The following is a 19,359-nucleotide window of genomic DNA, read 5'->3' as shown; positions in this document are numbered from 1 at the left end:
TTGCGATTTGATTTTATTTATAAATGAAAAAGATATTTAATTAAATCAGCAATATGTACTTATTAATTATAAATGAAAAAATAATTTTGAAGAGGAGTAGTCATGGAATTAACATATAGGTTCGGAAGAGGATACTGGAGAAATATAAAGGAAGGAAACGAGAGAGAATGGATGATAGGCAATGGTATTGGCGGGTATAGCAGTCAAACTATCATTAATAGTGGATTTAGATGTCATAATGGGTATTTAATAGCAGCAATGAATCCGCCAGTAGAACGTTATTCAATATTATATAGAACTCAGGAAAAAATCGTCACAGATGGAAGAACATATGATTTGACTTGTCAGGAATATAAGGATTATACGAAGAATGGTTATGAGTATCTCAAAAGTTTTATATTTGATTCAGTGCCTCAATATATTTATCAAATAGAAGATATAAATGTAAAAAAAACTATAGCTATGGAATATGGATATAATACTGTAGCTATATGTTATGAGATTGAAAATGGAAGTTCTAAGGCTAAAATTGATATTACACCACTGTTTAATTTTAAGGAAGCTGGTACATTTAAGGCTTCTGAGCAGCTGGATTTTAAAACTGAATTACAAGACGATATATTAAAATTGTATCCTAATGAAGATGATAAGAAGATAATAAGTTTTATGTCATCAGCAGGCATATTTAAGGACAGAAGTCTTATAAAAGTACAGAATGATTTTAATTATAATCCATTAATTGAAGAGAATCATTACTATGAATTTGAAAATAGAAATGGATTTATTGGGTTAAATAATCATTATACGCCATATGATATTGAAATTGAATTAGAGCCTTTTGAAACTAAAAAGTTTTATTTAAAATGTACAGTAGAAGAGTTAGGTGATAAAGACGGATTTGATATTGTTAAAGAATATAAGGAAAGAACAAATGAATTATTGAATAGATCAGGCTATAAAGATTTTTTTGCATTAAATTTAGTAAAAGCAGCTGACCATTTTATTGTAGATAGAAAAAGTACTGGATTGAAAACAATACTTGCAGGATTTCCTTGGTTTGTTGATTGGGGGAGAGACACTATGATAGCTTTTGAAGGTTTAACGCTGTGTACAAAGAGATTTGAGGATGCAAGAGAAATATTAAAGTCTTTTGCAGAATATATAAAAGATGGACTTGTTCCAAATGTTTTTGCGGATAAAGGAACACAAGCGTTTTACAATACTGCAGATGCATCATTATGGTATATACAAGCTGTATATAAGTATTTAAAATATACTGGAAAGAAAAGTGATTTTAAGTTTGTTAATGATAAATTATTCGACAAGTTAATTGAAATTATTGATGCTTATTCAAATGGCACACATTTTTCAATAGGTATGGATGATGATTGTCTTATTCATGCTGGCAGCGGATTGGATCAAGTAACGTGGATGGATGTAAGAGTAGACGAAATGGTTGTTACTCCAAGGCATGGTAAACCAGTAGAAATAAATGCTCTTTGGTATAATGCCCTTTGCATAATGGATTGGTTATGTAGAAAGTATGAAATGAATGGATCAAAATATGAAAGTTTAGCGAGAAAAGTTAAAAACTCCTTTAACAAAAAATTCTGGAATGAAAAAGAACAGTGTTTATTTGATGTTGTTGATGATTATGATGGGAAAGTTAGGCCAAATCAAATATGGGCAGTATCATTGCCATTTACTATGTTAGAAAAAGAAAAGGAAGCGAAAGTTGTGAATAAAGTATATAAAGAATTATATTCGACTTATGGATTGAGATCGCTGTCATACTTAGATAAAGATTTTAAGAGCGAATATATAGGACCACTTATGAAAAGGGATTTAGCATATCATATGGGGACAACATGGGCATTCTTAATAGGGAGCTTTATATCAGCATATTGTAAGGTAAATAATCACTCTAAAGAAGCAGTAAGTAGAGCAAAAGAAATGTGTGAAGTATTTCAGGATCATATGAAAGATGGATGCATAAATGGAATAGCTGAAGTATTTGATGGAAAATTTTCAGCTACAGGCAGGGGATGCTATAGTCAAGCCTGGAGTGTAGGCGAAGTTTTAAGAGCATATACTAACGATGTACTGCCATTTATTTGATCTACTTTGCATAGTATTAGAAAAATAATTTTATAAGAAAAATAAATCGTTAAAGAAGTTCAATTATTTAAATATAAAAATTAGATAAATGAAGAAACTTTTGAAAAGGCACAAGTGATTTTAGAAAGAAGGAATCAAAACAGGGTTAAAATTAGTGATGGAAATATTAAAAGAGAAGAATATTGAAAATATTATCTAAAGAATTATAGAATGAACTTGATAAGGGTTTTTCGCGTTCAAATCTTCAGAATATGAGAAATTTATATTTGTGTTATCTAAATTGCCAGACACTGTCTGGGGAATTAAGTTGGCTGAATTACTAAAAGAATTTTTAAAATTTCATGTGATTTCCTTCAATTATTCATATATATTAAATAGACACCTATAAAAAGAGCAGCTATGCTGCAATCCGGAACTATTTGCAATATCGATCATTTGAGTATGGATTTATTTAATATATAAAGTTGAAGGAGAATGATTAAGATGAGAGAAAGAAAGTTTGTAAAATTCAGAGTAGACATGCCAGATGATACTAAATTAAAAATAATAGATATGAAACCAGAAAGAGATCTTATTCATTATATATGGTATAGACTTGTGCTTTTATGCGGTAAAGTTAATTTAGATGGAGAATTATATATGTCAAAAAATATTCCATACACTACAGAAACTTTAGCAATAGAGTTTAATAGAGAGATTAACCAGGTTGAATTGGCATTAGATGTATTAATTGGGTTAGAAATGGTTGAACTTACTGAACATAAGGTTTATTGTGTAAAAAACTTCGCTAAGCATCAAAATATAAAAGTTAAGGAAAAAACTGAAACAGGGAATAATGAAGTCATTGTAAATAACAATGTACAAGCAGTTGATAATATAAAAGACGAAATTAAGGAGAATGATAATAACAAATATCCAAATCGAGTTAATACAAATGAAACTCCAATCGTTCCAGTTAACAATGAAAAAGATAACGTGGAAACTGTAAAAGATAATAAAAGCAATGAACCTAAAAATCAAGTTAATACAGCTGAAACTCAAATTATCCAAGTTTACAACGATAAAGATAACGTCGAGACTATAAAAGACAATGAAATTAATGAGCCTAAAAATCAAGTTAGTGCTGATGAAGTTGCAATTACTACAGTTAATAATTTAAAAGATAATATTGTAATACCTTTAGATAGAGAGACTAATAAGAAAACCAGGAAAAAGAAGAAAGATAGTATCTATAATATTATAGATGAAGAAAATGATGATAGAGAAATATGTACACTGACAAGTGGTGAATTTGTCCTGGGTAAAGGTGAGAAAATTATCTCTACATGGACGTTTTGAGTAAGATTTTACATCTCACATCACTAAATCATGGATGGATTTAGTGACTAATGAGAAGTGATAATTGAATGGGGATGATTGGAACATATAGATATCCAATTTAATAATCAAACTTATAAATGGAATATACATGTATCTGATTTCGGTAAGTTTTGCATAAGTATAATTCTTGCTTTGGATATCTATATATAATATGAAAATAGACATTTATTTATCTTTAAAGTTCAATAGTAATGCTGAATTTATTATAACTGCAACTGAACCTAAGTTATGTACTAATGCTCCAAGTATTGGATTTAATATACCTGTCATTGCAAGTATTATAGCTACAAAGTTTAATAACATAGAAAGAGATAAATTCCATTTTATTGTATTCATAGTCTTTTGTGCTAGACTAAGCAAATGAGGAATAGATTTTATATCATCACTAACTAGGGCAATATCTGCTGCATCAACAGCAATATCACTTCCAATGCCCCCCATTGCGATACCTACGTATGCTTTCTTTAGTGCAGGGGCATCATTAATTCCATCTCCAATCATGCATATCATTTCATTATTGTTTTGATACGCTTCAATTGCAGACATTTTATCTTCTGGCAAGCATTCAGCATGAACATTTGTAATACCAACGTTTTTAGCAATATGAGAAGCAGCTTGTGGATTATCGCCAGTTAATAAGATACTTTCAACATTGATAGAATTTAGTTTTTTTATCATGGATTTAGAATCTTCACGTAAGGTATCAGATAAAACTATAAAACCTGAAGTTTGAGAATTAACAGCTATGTAGATAACTGTACAACCTTCTTTTATAAAGGTTGATGATTTGTCCAATATTTCTTTAGAAATTTCTATAGAATTTTCAGTCAATAATTCAGTATTTCCTGCAAGAATTGTATTACCGCTAACTATAGATTTAACACCACGGCCGGCAATAAGTTCAAATTCTTGAGGATCCTCAAGAGTGTGGCTTGATATAGTTTTAAAATGTGAAACTATAGATTTGCCTAGAGGATGCTCAGAACGAAGTTCTGCAGAAGCTGTTATTGCTAATAATTTTTCTGAACTTATGCTAGTATCAAAACTTTCAATTGCAACTACATCAGGTTTCCCATATGTTAAAGTACCAGTTTTATCAAATGCAATTCTTCTTACTTTTGCTAATCTTTCAAGTGTGTCACCTTCATGAACAAGAATACCATGTTTCGTAGCATTTCCAATACCAGCCATAATAGCTGTAGGTGTTGCAAGAACTAAAGAACATGGGCAGAATACAACAAGTATTGTAACAGCACGAATAATTTCACCTGTAACAAACCAAGTGCCAGCAGCGGATACAAGGGCTATTACAACTATCCAAGTAGCCCATTTATCAGCCATTCCAACAATTTTAGCTTTACTTGCATCAGCAGATTCAACAAGTTTAATCATTCTCTTAAGAGAACTATCTTCATCAACCTTTGTAGCTTTCATATCAAAGGCACCAAATTGATTAACTGTTCCACTAAAAACTTCATCACCTACACCTTTATCAACTGGCATAGATTCACCTGTCATTACAGATTGATTAATAGATGTTTGACCAGATGTAATAATACCATCTACAGCAATAGTTTCACCAGGAAGTACACGTAGAATATCAGAAATTTTAACTTCTTCAGCTGGTATTATACTTTCAATTCCATCACGTACAATTCTAGCAGTTCTAGGAGTAAGCGTTACTAATTTTTCAATTCCCTCACGTGCTTTAGCAACAGTTCGTTCTTCTAATAATGCTCCTAATGTCATAATAAATGCAACTTCACCAGCTGCAAAAGTTTCACCAATTAGAACAGATGCAACAAGTGCAACGGCAACTAAAACATCTGCCTTAATATCAAATTCAGTTACAAGTCCTACAATTGCGCCTTTTACAATAGGTGCACCGCATAATATAATTGCCAGCCAAGCTATATCAATTTTAAAATTCCATATATGTAAGAAACTAATAAGTAGTGAGAAAGCAGATAGTATCAAAAATATAACAGTACGCTTATCTTCATCTTCAAGAAATTCTTTCATTTTATCCATTTTGTCACCTATACCATTCTTGAAAAAAGATCTACTGCTTTTGCAAAGTCAGCAATTGTCTTATCAGCATCACCATGTTCTATACCATCACGAACACAGTGTTGTAAATGTCCTTCTAATACGACTTGACCAACTTTGTGTAAGGCACTTTTAGCAGCATTAATTTGTATTAAAACATCTTCGCAGGGCACATCTTTGTTTATCATTTCTGATATAGCTCTGAGTTGACCTTCAATTTTTTTTATTCTAGTTTGAATTTTTGGAACATCCATACATTGACGCATATTCACAGCCTCCTAATAATTTTTTATTATATACATATACCCATAGGGGGTATAGGTATATAATACTGATGGAAATTATTTTTGTCAATTACTTATGACAAACAATTTTTTAACTTTGGAATTTATGATGAGAGAGTAACAGTTAGCAGAGAAAATTAATATAATGGAATTGTTATTGAATCATTGTATTGGGAGAAATTAACATGTTATCTAGTAATAAATTTATACGACAATCATTAGAATTACATCTTTTCTTTGCAAGAATTATGAAGGAACATTCATTTTTTTTGGAAATAGGGTTTACACCAAAGAATTCAAATTATATAGATGAAGCAGATGCTTTTAGAATGGGCTTCGATAACCTTTTATATGATGTAATTACTATGTCTGAAGGCGTTGTAAGCAGTGATGTATTACAGTCTGGTGAAGTAGTAACTCCTTTTACCCTTGAAGCTGAAAAGGCATCAGCATATTTTACAGGAGTGAAAATTGCGACTGATCTTACTAAGGTAGAAGCTGAATTAATGAGTAGTTCTTTTAGCAGACATAATCATGAAGAGCTTGAGAAAAAAGTATTTGCCATTAACAACAGGGCAATGGAATTAACTAGAGGCTTAATAAGATTTAAGACTGTATTATTATCAGAAGTTTTATCTTGCAGGATATTTACGGTTAATTATCCATTGCTTATAGATCATATTTTAAGAGAAGCAAAGTTTTATTTTATGCTAGTTCAAAGACTTCAAAATCGTGAAGAAATTCATATAGAGAGAGAAGCTTATGAACAAGAAACTTTCTGGAATAGAATTATGGCTGAACATTCAAAATTTATACGAGGATTACTAGATCCAACTGAAGATGAACTAATAAATACTGCAAATAACTTCGGGCATCAGTTTGATATATTAACTAGAGAAGCAAAAGAAGCTATGAATCAATCAATACCAATTTCTAAAGTTACAGATGAAAGTTTGGAGGCAACCAAGTCGATAAGAAGTTTTAAGGCACAAGGGACTCAAGGGTTAGTGGAATGTAAGATTAAGTCTATAATAATACCATTGTTAGGAGATCATACATTACGTGAAGCAAGTCACTATTTAAGATTATTAAAAATATTTAGAAAAGCTGAAGATTGATTGTAAATTCTAATAGATTTAGAAGGTATAGCTTAAGGTGAGAATTTTATATAATAGAGAAGAATGGGTGTATATGATTAGCATATGCACTTATTTTAAATTATATATTTCACTTTTTAAAATTCAATGAATAGTATATAGTATTGAAATTATTTGGAGGATATTTTAATGGAAAATAATTATAACAACTACGGGAGTTATAATGATCAAAATCAGAATCAAAACAGTAAAAGAGAAACTCATAATCATGAATTCCAGTCAAGTGTAGATTATGTAAAGGATGATGAGGGAATAGAACATAGTCATCACATTGCAGGTATTACTGGGCCATCAATTAGGTATGGTCAATCTCATGTTCACAAAGTAAATGTATTTATAGATACATCTGCTCATCATTATCATGAAATAAGTGAAACTACTGGTCCAGCCCTTTATCTTAATGGAAGAAAACATGTTCATTTATTGAGAGGAACAACAACTTATGATGATGGGCATGAGCATAATTATTATCTTATAACTCAAGTGGAAGATCCTACAAGCATGCCAAAGGAAAATAATTACTAAAGATGTTATATTTAATCATATTGATTTAAGATTAAATACATTTGTATTTGGGGCAATTAACACTGAATTTATATTAAATAATAGGAGATGTAAGCCAAGTACAAAGCATTATGTATGCTATAAGGGATGTATATGAAGTTGCTAGAAATAAATAATAAATGAACTTTTTAATATGTAAATGGTATAGATGTCCAAATTAATAATCAAACTTATAAATGAAATATACATGCATTATTGAGAAATTATAATCATAACACTACACTAGAAATCAGATACATTTTTCTGGAAGCAGGCATGTGAAATTGAGCTGTTGAAGGTTGTTAATGGGGGCTTGTTTCATTTCAGCTTGTCCAGATTTTACATCTGGAACACGCTGAAATTACTACAAGCCGCCATTTAGAACCTTCCAGCGAAAATTTCACTAGTCCTGTGGAAGATAAATGTATCTGATTTCGGTAATTTTTCGCATAAATCTAATTCTCGCGTTGGATACCTATATGGTAAGGACTAAACTAATATATAAATAATTATATAATGAATAGAAGAAATACTTTGAGTAAAAAGAGCTTAAAGCATTTCTTTTATTATTTTTTGTTATATAAACTATATTTGGTTATAATAGAAGTGTAAGAAAAATATGTAAATTAATTTATGTTAGTAAGGGGATTGGATTATGGAGATAAAAAAAGGGACAAATAAATTTTATATTGGAGATTCAGAAGAAAAGCCTTTAGCTCAGATAATATTAACTGATATGGAAAAGGAAATAATAAAAATAGAGCATACTTATGTTTACGAAGAGTTAAAAGGTAAAGGCGTAGGAAAAATATTAGTAAAGAAAGTTGTAGATTTTGCGCTTTTAAATAATAAAAAGATAATACCAGTATGCGACTATGCCAAAAAAGAATTTGATAAGAATGAGGAATATACTAGTGTTTTATATAACTCATTAGAACAATAATTATTTTTTTGGAGGTGTTATTAAATGCTTGAAAAAGCTATAGCATTAGCTGCAAATGCGCATAAAGGCCAAGTAGATAAAGCCGGTGAACCATATATATTACATCCACTAAGACTAATGCTTTCAAGGAAAAATGAACCAGAAAGAATATGTGCAGTACTTCATGATGTAATTGAAGACACAGATATTACATTAGATAACTTAAGAAATCAAGGGTTTTCAGAAGAAGTGATAACTGCCATAGATGCATTATCAAGGAGAGAAAATGAAAGCTATGATGATTTTATAAGTAGAATTCTTGATAATAAGTTAGCCTGTTATATAAAATTAGCTGATTTAAAAGATAATATGGATTTATCAAGAATTGAAGTTCCAACAGAAAGGGATTATCGAAGGGCAGAAAAATATCGGAAAGCGGCAGATAGAATAAGTAATGTTCTTGAGAAAGAGTAAAATAAAATTTCTAAATTTTAGCAATTATGAATAAATGACATTTGGCTAATAGGAGGAAAAGCTTATGAAACAAAATGCCAAAATTGCAATTATTAATTCATTTAAAGAGTTATTATCTAAGCAATTCATAGACAAAATAACCATTAAGGAAATTTGCAATCACTGTAATGTAAATAGACAGACTTTTTATTATTATTTTACTGATATAATGGATATTTTTAAATCTATAGTTTTAGAAGAAGTAACTAAAGAAATAGCACAAAATAGAACCTTTGAAAATTGGGAGGGAGGCTTTCTTGCTACCCTTAATTATTTAAAGAACAATTCAAAAATGATTCTTCATGTTTATCACTCTTCATATTGGTCAGAAGCTAATATTTATTTTACTGATTTTACTAATAAGTTGCTTGGTGATGTTATTACAGAGTGTGTAAATAAAATGAAAGTGAAATTACCTAAGGATGATAGGATTTTTATTATCAATTTTTATAGACATATATTTAATGGTCTAATTATAGATTGGATAGATAAAGATATGGTGGTAGAACCACAAATTATACTTAAGAAGTTATTAATAATGATAACAGGAAGTATTCCTCGATCTGTAGCTTCCTTTGCTAAAGAAGCATAGAAAAGATAATTTAATAGTTAATACATGCAATTCATACAGATTAGCTGATTTGTCTATTGAATGAAACGTTTTCGAGAACCTATAATTAATATGTAGATGGTAAAAATTTCATAATAAGGGGGATCTTAAATGTTTACTTTCAATTATGCAGAAGGAGCATCCGTATTGAGTGTATGGGGTGTTTGGGTATTAGTTTTTGTTGCACTGTTTGGGTTAAATGAGGTTACTCGTAGATCGAAATATGTTGGATTTTTTTGTTTTGTTATTTTACCAATAGGTCTTTCGATTTTGTGGTTTACAGTGTTAAAAGATACAACGTATACGGATTGGTTTCATTTAGCAAAAGTATATTCTTCAACAGCGGGATGTATAGGTTTTTGGTGTATTAGACATGTTAAAGGCAAAAATAAATTAACTGGTAAGGAATGGAAATTGGCTGATATGAAATGGGCATTAATCTTTCCTCCACTAATTCTTGCCATTAATATTGTTGAAGCTGTAAGTCGTGACTTTCAAGTTGGGATGCAATATGCTGGAGGCGGAATCTTAGCAGATGAGGCAATGTATGTGCTTGGAGGCCCTTGGAATTTCATGAATGGAATTGCAGGAATTTTGAATATTATTACTATAACTGGATGGTTTGGAATTTGCATTAGAAAAAAGACTTCAAAGGATGGAAGTATGGATATGTTATGGCCAGACATGTTATGGTTTTGGATCGTAGCCTATGATCTTTGGAATTTTGCATACACTTATAATTGTTTACCAGGTCATGCTTGGTATTGTGGGTTTGCATTATTATTAGCACCTACAGTTTGCGCTTTTACAATAGGAAAAGGAGCGTGGCTACAACATCGTGCACAAACTTTAGCCTTATGGTGTATGTTTGCACAAACTTTCCCAGCATTTATGGATAAAGGAACCTTTGCAGTTTCTTCCACATATAATGCAGTTCCACTTTTTGCATTTAGTTTTGCAGCATTAATTTCTAATGTAGCAGTATTTGTATATATGATTTGGAAAATAGTTAAGACAAGAAGAAATCCGTATCTTGGTGAATTATATACAGATTTAGTTAAATATAGAGAAGTGGAAACTCTTGCACAATAAAAATTAAAAGAGTATATCAACTAAGCTCATTTGGTTAAAAATACTTGGTTGATATACTCAAAGATAAATTGTAAAAAATACTTAAGAAATCTTAAATTTAGATACTAATAAGGATAAAGTATTAATACTTTCCTTCATTGAATTAGTTTGCTTTGTGATATCTGAAATCATTTCTACTACAGTAGTAGTTTTCTCAGCTATACTAATAGTTCCTTCAGCTCCTTCATTTGTAGCCATATTTATGCCTTCAAGAGAAGCTGCAATATTTTGCATTAACTTACTTATCTGTGTAGTTGCAGTACTAAAATCATTAGATAAACTATAAATATTTTCAGCATCTTTGTTATATGTTTCACCTGTTTTGACCATAGAACTATAATCTTGTTTAACACTTTTATCAACAAATTCTAATAGTTCATTAGAACTAGCAGCAAGATTTTCTACAGAAGTTAATACTGTTTGGGTTACATTTTGTATTTCATTTACAACACTTTCAGAATCTTCAGCAAGCTTTCCTATTTCGGCAGCTACAACTGCAAAGCCTTTTCCAGCTTCACCAGCTCTTGCAGCCTCAATTGATGCGTTAAGTGCAAGTAGATTTGTTTGTGAAGTAATTTCTAATATAGAATTAGATAACGTTCTAATTTGTTCAACAGCTTTAGATTGTTCTATAGCTTCTCTTAAATTTTTATTAGTTGAAGCATAGATTTCATCTGCACTCTTTTGAGAAGAAATAGCATCTGTTTTTACCTTATTAGCTCTATTACTTATATCTGTTGATACATTTGAGCTTTCAGTTGCCTTTGTAGCAATTATTTTGACAGTAGCCTGTATTTCTGTTGAAACAGAATTCATTTTTTCAGTTGAAGCAGCGGTTTCCTGCATTCCTGCAGAAAGCTCTTCAGTAGTTGATGAGACATCTTGCATTTCATTTGATAATCTTTCTATATTACTATTAGTAGTACCAATCATATTTACAATATTTGAGGATTCATTAATTACTGAGCTTAACAATTCTTTGATGGATTTTTGCATCTTGTCAACGGCTCTTAGCATTTGTCCAATTTCATCTTTAACATTCAATAATTTTGGTGAAATATTGCTGGTAAAATCACCAGTTGCAAGTATTCCAAGATAATTTGTTGCTATACTTAGTGCAGAAGTAATTGGTTTTACTATCAGATAAGTAATTATTATTCCTAGAATTATTGATAGTATAATAATAATTGAAAGTGTTTTTATAGATTGAGCATTAGCACTTTGTGTTTTTGTATATATATCGTCAGCGTTTTGAATATTAGATTTTAAAAGTGCATTAGCGCTACTACGAAAAACATCTAGAAGGTCTTTATTTTCAGCCATAAAACTAGTTATTTCTTGAGTTTTTATATTTTCAGAATAAGCCATATCTTTTATTTTATAACATAGACTTTTATATTGAGGCAGATTGCTTTCAAGTTTGTTTATATCATCTTTTTCATCATCAGTTAAATCCAAAGCTTTATATTTGGCTATAGCATTTGTTATGCCATCAATTTTTTCATTCATTTCTTTTAAATAGGCAGCTTGATTGTCAGTATCACCTTTGTACATAATAAGGTTAACTAAATCATATTGACAGGTTCTTGCCTGAATTCTAATATCATCAAGTATATTTATAGCTTTCATATCGCTATTATACATTGTTGATAAATTTTCATTAGAATTTTTAGTGAAGGAATAACCTGTAAATCCAACAATACAGGTGAAAATTAAAAGTATCACAGATAAAAGTGTTACTTTATGAAAAATTTTTAGATTTTTTAACATTTATTATTAGCTCCTCTCATATACAATAATTACTTATGAATGTGTATTTTAGCCATATGTTCTAAGAAAATATGGTAATTAATTATAAGAATAGAATAATTGGTTATACCATACTATAATCGAATAAGAAAGTTTTATCTTTAGACTTGCAAGTTAAGCTTATACTTCTAAAATAGGCTATGGATATTTATATAAATAATTTTTATTTGATAAATAAAAATTATTTTAAAGGATATAATTATTAATGGTAATTTTATATTTAAATAGATAATTTTAATTAAATTAGACGGTTGAAGAGATTTCTGATATTATATAGTAATGAAAAACTAAGATGATCTTGAGAAATTAAAAAATAAATAAGGTGGAAAAAGTATGAAAACAAAAAGATATTTAAGTTTATTTTTCATAACAATATTAACAAGCTTATTTATGTTAATGGGTTGTGGAAATAATGTGTCCATTGCGAAAGAAAAGTCTAATACTGAATCAAAAGCTAGTGAAACTAGTGAGAAAAGTTCTATAGAAGAAAATAAAAATTTGCCAATAGCAACTATAACAGTAAATGGATATGGTGTTATTAAAGCAGAATTATATCCTGAGATTGCTCCAAATACAGTTAATAATTTTATAGATCTAGCTAATAAGAATTTTTATAACAATTTAAAATTTCATAGAGTGATAAAGAATTTTATGATTCAAGGTGGAGATCCGAAGGGTGACGGAACTGGGGGACCTGGATACTCAATTGAAGGCGAATTTACTTCTAATGGATTTGCAAACAGTTTAAAACATACAAAAGGAGTCCTTTCAATGGCAAGGACTAGTGATCCTAATAGTGCTGGAAGCCAATTTTTTATAATGTCAGGAGATGCAGCAAATCTTGATGGTGAGTATGCAGCTTTTGGTAAAGTGATTTCAGGCTTGGATGTAGTAGATAAAATACAAAATGTATCAACTAATTCAGCTGATGCACCTAAAGAAGATGTAGTTATTACATCAATTACTGTAGACACAAGAGGCGTGCAATATAGTGAGCCAAAGAAAAAATAACTTAAGATAGTAATTAATGAAAATTATGTGGATTTAGATTAGGATATTATTTTATAAAGATATTAATAAAACCATGTAGGTAACGTGAATTGATAAATTCATATTACTTACATGGTTTTATATTTTATAAATTTATGTTTAATATTTGTAAATTAGAAATTGCTAAACTTAAAGTAATCCAGATACTAGAAGTTTTAAAGCACCAAAAGTCTCCATAAGGTATTGGGGACTACAATCTTCATTATTTTCCATGTACCATTGAAGTGAAATCATTGCAGTTGAGGCATATATCCTGCAAAAGTATTCTTTAGGAAGAGTAAATTTTGTGTCGATATTCATATTATCCCAATAATAAGAACAACCTTCCTTTAGGATATTTTGTAAGCTATTATATAAATCAATAGCTTCAGTATGAACGTTAAGCAATGCCAAAAATACATTCCGTTTTTTAGAATAGTATTCCAAAACGCTTGAAAAAAAGTTTATAAAATCCTCATGGGAATTTAGATTAAACCTATCTTTAATGAATAAATTAAATTCATTTAGAATTTCATTTACAAGGTGTTCAAGTAAATCATATTTATCATAATAATGATCATAAAAAGTTGACCTGCCTATTAATGCTTCATCTATGATGTTTTGAACAGTGATGTCTTTAAAATTTTTAACCAATAATAAATTTATAAAAGAAGTTCTTATATTTTCACGTGTTTTTAATATTCGTAAATCAGTTTTTTTATTCATAAGTCACCTCAGACCTTTTCTTAAACGTGTAGTGAAGAAATTTCCATTAATACCAATATACAATAATATCCTAATAGTAGCAATTAATATGCATAAAATTGTATGTTATCAAACAAATAGAGTATGGATTGTAGGATAACTAACGATAATGATTATCATTGTGTATTGAATAAGAAGGCTAAAGAAATTAATATATAGAATGAAGAAATTCAAAAGCCTTGGACTGTGTTTTCAAAATAATGAGGGAAATTTAGAAATACAAATTATTAATTTAATTAAGGGAGTAAAGTCTTATGAAGAAGAATGTATTGTGGATAATGATTATTTTACTATTAACTAATGCTACATTATTTGGATGTTCAAATAATAAAGATGAGAATATTAATACAGATGAAACTGTTAGTGTTCAGGATAATAAGATTAACTATTGTATATCTGGTAAGGTACAAGCAGATGAAAGTGTAGTCATAACATCAAAAATTAATGCAAGAATTGCAAATTTAGATATAGATGTTGGTTCAACTGTAAACAAAGGTGATTATATAATTACTTTAGATTCAAAGGATCTTCAGGCTCAAGTAGCGCAAGCTCAAGCAGGTGTCGATGCGGCGCAAGCAAGTTTAAACAAAATAAAAAGTGGGTCAAGGCCTGAACAAATAGAGCAAGCTACAGCAGCTCTTTATGCAGCTAAAGCAAATTATGAAAATACTAAAGTTAATAATGAAAGAAATAAAAGTCTTTATGAAGCTGGTGAAATTCCTAAATCTCAACTTGAGCAAAGTGAGACAGCTTATGTATCAGCAGAATCAACAGTAAAATCTGCCCAGGCAGCTCTAGATATGCTAAACAAAGGAGAAACAGATGAAACTATAGCAGTAGCAGAAGCACAAGTGAAAAGTGCAGAAGCAGCGTTAAATACAGCTCAGGTTCAGTTACAGAATGAGAAAATTATATCTCCGATTTCAGGAATTGTAACTTCAAGGAATATTAATTCTGGTGAATTAGCTTCAGCAGGTGCACCACTACTTACAATTGTTAATTTGGATACTATTAGCATAAATGCTTATATTCCATCAACATATATCAATAAAGTATATGTTGATCAGGAAGTCGTAATTAAGGTTTCAGAAATACAAGGAAAAGAGTTCAAAGGAAAGGTATCAGTAATAGATTCTACAATAGATTCAAAAAATAAGAATATCCTTGTGAAGATTAAGTTTGACGATAAAGATCCACTTCTAAAACCTGGAATGTTTGCTGAAATAGGAATAAGTGAAGGATAGTGTAAAGCTGGGTATGAAAAACGACATGAATGAAGGGAGAAAATAATATGAATAGAAAACGTAAAATGTTAATGGGGATTGTATTTACAGTTATGATTGGAGCACTTGTAAGTGTTGGGTTCTATTATTGGTATGATAGTAATCACTTTGTTTCAACAGAAGATGCAAAGATCACAGGAGATCTCATTAAGGTAAGTCCTCAGATTTCAGGAAAGCTTCTTGAATTTAATGTTGAGGAAGGAGAAAGTGTAAAACAAGATCAAATAATTGGTAGACAGGATATGGGGAGCTTACCAGATGCTAATATTGATCAATCTGTAATAAGAGCACCAATTAGTGGAATTATACTCAAAAAGGTTGGAAATGTCGGAGAAATTGAGGCAGCAGGTCAATCTGTGGCTATGATTGTTGATCCTAATAAATTATATATTACTGCAAATATAGAGGAAACTAAGCTTGGAAAAGTGAAACAAGGACAAAGTGTTGACATAAAAGTAGATCAAATTGATGGGAAAGTTTTCACAGGGAAAGTAAAGTATGTAGGAAAAGCTTCAAATTCAACTTTTTCAATTCTTCCAACCTCAACAGGAGGTACATTTACAAAAGTTGTGCAAAAAATACCTGTTAAAATTGAATTTGATAAAATTAATGATCAGTTTTTACCAGGAACAAATGCAGTTATTAAAATTCATATAAAATAGTGGAGGGCAAAGAAATGAAGAAGAATATGAGTACTTCATCAAAATGGTCAATGCTATTTGTACTTGTAATTGGATCTTTTATGTCTGCATTAGATAGTAGTATTGTTAATATTGCAATTCCCAAAATAATGTCAGTCTTTGGGGCTTCACTAGATGATGTTAAATGGGTATTAACAGCATATACTCTTACTTTAGGTGCTATAGTTCCTGTTACAGGATATCTTAGTGACGTTGCTGGAACGAAAAAAATGTTTATTTTTGCTATTGCAACTTTTACAATTGGATCATTTCTATGTGGGATTTCTTGGAGCAATGGAACTATGATATTCTTCCGAATTATACAGGCAATAGGTGGTGGAATGATAATGCCTATTAGCATGACTATGATGATGCAAAGAATTCCTAAAAATGAGCGTGGTACTGCTATTGGAATTTGGGGGATTGCAGCATTATCAGCTCCAGCAATAGGACCAACTCTTGGTGGATATATCATAGAAAAATTAGATTGGAGAATAATATTTTATATAAATGTGCCAATAGGAATATTGGGCACACTTCTAGCTATAATTTTGCTTGAAAATGATGAGACAAATGTGGCTTCAAAATTTGATTATATTGGATTGATAACTTCAACACTAGCAATAGTAAGTTTATTATATGTTTTGGGAGAAGGAACAAACTTAAATTTTGAAGATATAAAAAATCCTATTTTAATAATACTCAGTTTATTTTGTTTTATATTATTTATTATTAATGAATTAAGTATTGAGAATCCGTTAATGGAATTGCGCGTATTGAATAATTTCACTTTTACCATAAGTCAAATAATACAATCAATATTGATGTTTGCCTTCATGGGAGGAATGTATGTAATGCCATTGTTTTTAGAGAATATAAGAGGGTACTCAGCAATGGAGACAGGGGAAATTTTATTTATACCAGCAATAGCACAAGCATTTGTAATGCCTATTAGTGGTAAGCTCTTTGATAAGATTGGAGCTAAAATTCCATGTGTTATTGGTTTATGTTTGTTAATTCTAAGTTCATATAAATTAGCATTTATAAATATAGATACAAGTAAGTTTTATATACAGTTAGTGATGATTATTCGTGGAATAGGACTTGGGCTTTCTTTTATGCCTATAACAACTGCAGGACTTAATGCTGTTTCTTATAAATTAGCAGGACAAGGTTCTTCAATAAACAATACAATTAAGCAAATTGCAGGATCATTAGGCGTAACAATTATGACAAATATGATACAAAGCAAATGTGATTTAAATTATGCAAGGTTATCTGAGCAGGTAACATCCTTTAATACAACTACAAGTTCTATTATCAGTCAGCTCCAAGCCTTATATATGCAGAATGGATATTCACAAAGTGATTCAAATAATGTAGTAACATATACAATTACTCAACTAATTTATAGGCAGTCGTATATTGAAGGAATTGAATATGCATTAGCTGGAGCTGCTGTTGCAGCAGTTATAGCACTAATTTTAGTATTCCTTATTACAGATAAGAAAAAGTATAAAGCGGAACCAGCTTTGCAAGAATAAATGACTAGGAAGGTTTTTTGAAATATTAAAATTTGTAGACTACAATAAGCATAAAGTAAAACTCCTCAGTAATATATAAAATATATTGTGAGGAGTTTTATTATGATGTATAGTTGTAAAAATAATTGTTCAAAATTTAATGATTTCCAAAGAAAGTCATCAATCAATGTTCAATGATAATTGAGTATTGCTCATTGACAATTGAAATATATTAATTACTTTTAACTATATTAAATTTTCCGTTATCTTTCATATTTGAACTACCTTCAACTACTACTTGATCATCAGCTGATACGCCATCTTTAACTTCAATATATTGATTTTTTGCTTGTCCAAGCGTTACAGCTCGTTTAGTTAATTTATCACCATTAATAACATATATATAGGAGCTGCCATCTTCATTAATTACAGATTCATTTGGAACTAATAAAGAATTATCTGACTTTGAATCTACAAGTGAAATATTAGTTACCATACCTATTTTTATTTTATCGTCTGGATTAGTAATATTTATCTTAACATCAAACATACCTGTTTTTTGATCTGCTGAAGGTGAAATTGTAGTTATGGCTCCATCGTAAGATATTCCAGTAGATGGTACAGATATTTTTGCAGCCATTCCTACAGCTATTGAATTTATATTGGTTTCAGTAACTTTAATGAGAACATTAAGGGCAGCTTCATTTTCTAAAACAAGTGAAGGGGTTTGTGTAGGAGCTAATTCCCCAACTGAAATATTTTTTGCACTTATTTTCCCATCAATAGGAGCAGTTACAGTTGCATTTTCAAGCTGATGATTTGCTATATCTAAGGCAGCTTTAGCACTATCCACTTGAGCTTTTGCAGCAGCAATATTATCAGGATTTAAAACTGAACTTGTAATTGAAGCATTTTGGCTTGCAGCAGCAAAACTAGTCTTTGCATTATTTAGCCTTGTTTCAGCAGTAGCTTTTGCTATATCTAAAGCAGCTGAAGCAGTATCCAATTTACTTTTTGCAGTATCTAAATCAACCTTTGTAGCTGCGGCAGCTTGATAAAGGGTATTAGTACGGTCATAATTTGCTTTTGCATCATTATAAGCAGTTTGAGCAGAAGCAATGGCAGTATTATTTTGGTATTGATTTTGTGCATCCTTTAACTCATTCTTTGCTTTTTCTAAAGCAGTTGCAGCATCATTTTGAGCTTGTTTAGCTGAACCACCAGCAGTTTTGTCATATGCTATATTAGCAGCATCATAGTTTGCTTGCGCTTGATTTACTTTATAGGTTAATTCTGTATTATCAATAGTAAAAAGAGTATCGCCTTTTTTTACAGATTGTCCAACATCAACATTTATTGTTTGAATCTTACCTGCGGCACTTGGAATTATAGAAATTTTATCTCCAGATTCAACATTTGCAGTATAAGTATTATCACTTATTGAATTAGACATTTTTACTTTAGTGATAGTTACATTGGCTATATCTGAATTATTATTGCAGCTTATTAATAATGTACTTGTACATATTAAACATAAAGCACCTAAAATTACTTTCTTCATAT

17 protein-coding genes are annotated in these 19,359 nt (G+C 30.1%); 12 read left to right on the top strand and 5 right to left on the bottom strand.

The features are described from left to right. Positions 1–102: 102 nt before the first annotated feature. Together CSPA_RS25120 and CSPA_RS25115 are read left to right on the top strand one after the other, a co-directional pair. The gene (locus CSPA_RS25120) at positions 103–2,118 is read left to right on the top strand and encodes an amylo-alpha-1,6-glucosidase (RefSeq protein ID WP_015395227.1); all 2,016 of its coding nucleotides are present in this window, start codon (positions 103–105) and stop codon (positions 2,116–2,118) included. A gap of 483 nt (positions 2,119–2,601) precedes the next feature. After that, entirely contained in the window at positions 2,602–3,456 is an 855-nt protein-coding gene (locus CSPA_RS25115) for a phage replisome organizer N-terminal domain-containing protein (protein WP_015395226.1), read from the top strand. Between the two features lie 207 nt (positions 3,457–3,663). On the opposite strand, the gene CSPA_RS25110 is transcribed toward CSPA_RS25115, so the two are convergent. Next, positions 3,664–5,529 (bottom strand): heavy metal translocating P-type ATPase, encoded by a 1,866-nt coding sequence (locus CSPA_RS25110; RefSeq protein WP_015395225.1) that lies wholly within the window; start codon positions 5,527–5,529, stop codon positions 3,664–3,666. Between the two features lie 8 nt (positions 5,530–5,537). After that, entirely contained in the window at positions 5,538–5,813 is a 276-nt protein-coding gene (locus CSPA_RS25105; RefSeq protein ID WP_015395224.1) for a metal-sensing transcriptional repressor, read from the bottom strand. A gap of 203 nt (positions 5,814–6,016) precedes the next feature. On the opposite strand from CSPA_RS25105, the gene CSPA_RS25100 reads away from it, so the two are divergent. The 6 genes from CSPA_RS25100 (at position 6,017) to CSPA_RS25075 (ending at position 10,668) form a co-directional block, all read left to right on the top strand. Further along, positions 6,017–6,949 (top strand): DUF2935 domain-containing protein, encoded by a 933-nt coding sequence (locus CSPA_RS25100; RefSeq protein ID WP_015395223.1) that lies wholly within the window; start codon positions 6,017–6,019, stop codon positions 6,947–6,949. A 168-nt stretch (positions 6,950–7,117) separates the two neighbouring features. Then, positions 7,118–7,513, top strand: coding sequence for a YmaF family protein (locus CSPA_RS25095; protein ID WP_015395222.1), 396 nt, complete (start codon positions 7,118–7,120; stop codon positions 7,511–7,513). Between the two features lie 673 nt (positions 7,514–8,186). Next, positions 8,187–8,474 carry a GNAT family N-acetyltransferase gene (locus CSPA_RS25090; protein WP_015395221.1) on the top strand — a complete coding sequence of 96 codons (288 nt, stop codon included), beginning with the start codon at positions 8,187–8,189 and terminating at the stop codon, positions 8,472–8,474. 24 nt (positions 8,475–8,498) lie between these two features. Further along, positions 8,499–8,927, top strand: a complete 429-nt coding sequence (locus CSPA_RS25085) for an HD domain-containing protein (protein WP_015395220.1) — start codon at positions 8,499–8,501, stop codon at positions 8,925–8,927. Between the two features lie 64 nt (positions 8,928–8,991). After that, positions 8,992–9,558 carry a TetR/AcrR family transcriptional regulator gene (locus CSPA_RS25080; RefSeq protein ID WP_015395219.1) on the top strand — a complete coding sequence of 189 codons (567 nt, stop codon included), beginning with the start codon at positions 8,992–8,994 and terminating at the stop codon, positions 9,556–9,558. Positions 9,559–9,687: 129 nt separating this feature from the next. Beyond that, positions 9,688–10,668, top strand: a complete 981-nt coding sequence (locus CSPA_RS25075) for a DUF5692 family protein (RefSeq protein WP_015395218.1) — start codon at positions 9,688–9,690, stop codon at positions 10,666–10,668. Positions 10,669–10,749: 81 nt separating this feature from the next. Here CSPA_RS25075 and CSPA_RS25070 read toward each other — a convergent pair whose 3' ends face one another. Next, a complete protein-coding gene (locus CSPA_RS25070; protein WP_015395217.1) occupies positions 10,750–12,477 on the bottom strand; it encodes a methyl-accepting chemotaxis protein in 1,728 nt (575 codons plus the stop codon). A 372-nt stretch (positions 12,478–12,849) separates the two neighbouring features. Here CSPA_RS25070 and CSPA_RS25065 point away from each other — a divergent pair, with 372 nt between their 5' ends. Beyond that, complete coding sequence (locus tag CSPA_RS25065; RefSeq protein WP_015395216.1) at positions 12,850–13,527, top strand: peptidylprolyl isomerase; 678 nt, start codon at positions 12,850–12,852, stop codon at positions 13,525–13,527. Between the two features lie 168 nt (positions 13,528–13,695). On the opposite strand, the gene CSPA_RS25060 is transcribed toward CSPA_RS25065, so the two are convergent. Beyond that, positions 13,696–14,271 carry a TetR/AcrR family transcriptional regulator gene (locus tag CSPA_RS25060; protein WP_015395215.1) on the bottom strand — a complete coding sequence of 192 codons (576 nt, stop codon included), beginning with the start codon at positions 14,269–14,271 and terminating at the stop codon, positions 13,696–13,698. Between the two features lie 293 nt (positions 14,272–14,564). Between CSPA_RS25060 and CSPA_RS25055 the strand changes: the two genes are divergently transcribed. From CSPA_RS25055 to CSPA_RS25045, 3 genes are read left to right on the top strand one after another with little or no spacing between them, the layout of a single operon-like run. Next, on the top strand, positions 14,565–15,554 hold the full coding sequence (locus CSPA_RS25055) for an HlyD family secretion protein (RefSeq protein ID WP_015395214.1): 990 nt from the start codon (positions 14,565–14,567) through the stop codon (positions 15,552–15,554). Positions 15,555–15,601: 47 nt separating this feature from the next. After that, complete coding sequence (locus CSPA_RS25050; protein ID WP_015395213.1) at positions 15,602–16,255, top strand: HlyD family secretion protein; 654 nt, start codon at positions 15,602–15,604, stop codon at positions 16,253–16,255. Between the two features lie 14 nt (positions 16,256–16,269). Continuing rightward, a complete protein-coding gene (locus tag CSPA_RS25045; RefSeq protein WP_015395212.1) occupies positions 16,270–17,817 on the top strand; it encodes a DHA2 family efflux MFS transporter permease subunit in 1,548 nt (515 codons plus the stop codon). 211 nt (positions 17,818–18,028) lie between these two features. On the opposite strand, the gene CSPA_RS25040 is transcribed toward CSPA_RS25045, so the two are convergent. Beyond that, on the bottom strand, positions 18,029–19,357 hold the full coding sequence (locus CSPA_RS25040) for an efflux RND transporter periplasmic adaptor subunit (RefSeq protein ID WP_015395211.1): 1,329 nt from the start codon (positions 19,355–19,357) through the stop codon (positions 18,029–18,031). Positions 19,358–19,359: the final 2 nt, after the last annotated feature.

It is taken from the genome of Clostridium saccharoperbutylacetonicum N1-4(HMT) (assembly GCF_000340885.1).
Taxonomy (GTDB): Bacteria; Bacillota; Clostridia; order Clostridiales; family Clostridiaceae; genus Clostridium; species Clostridium saccharoperbutylacetonicum.
Note: the sequence above shows the minus strand (reverse complement) of the source record. Positions and strands in the feature narration are given on the sequence as shown.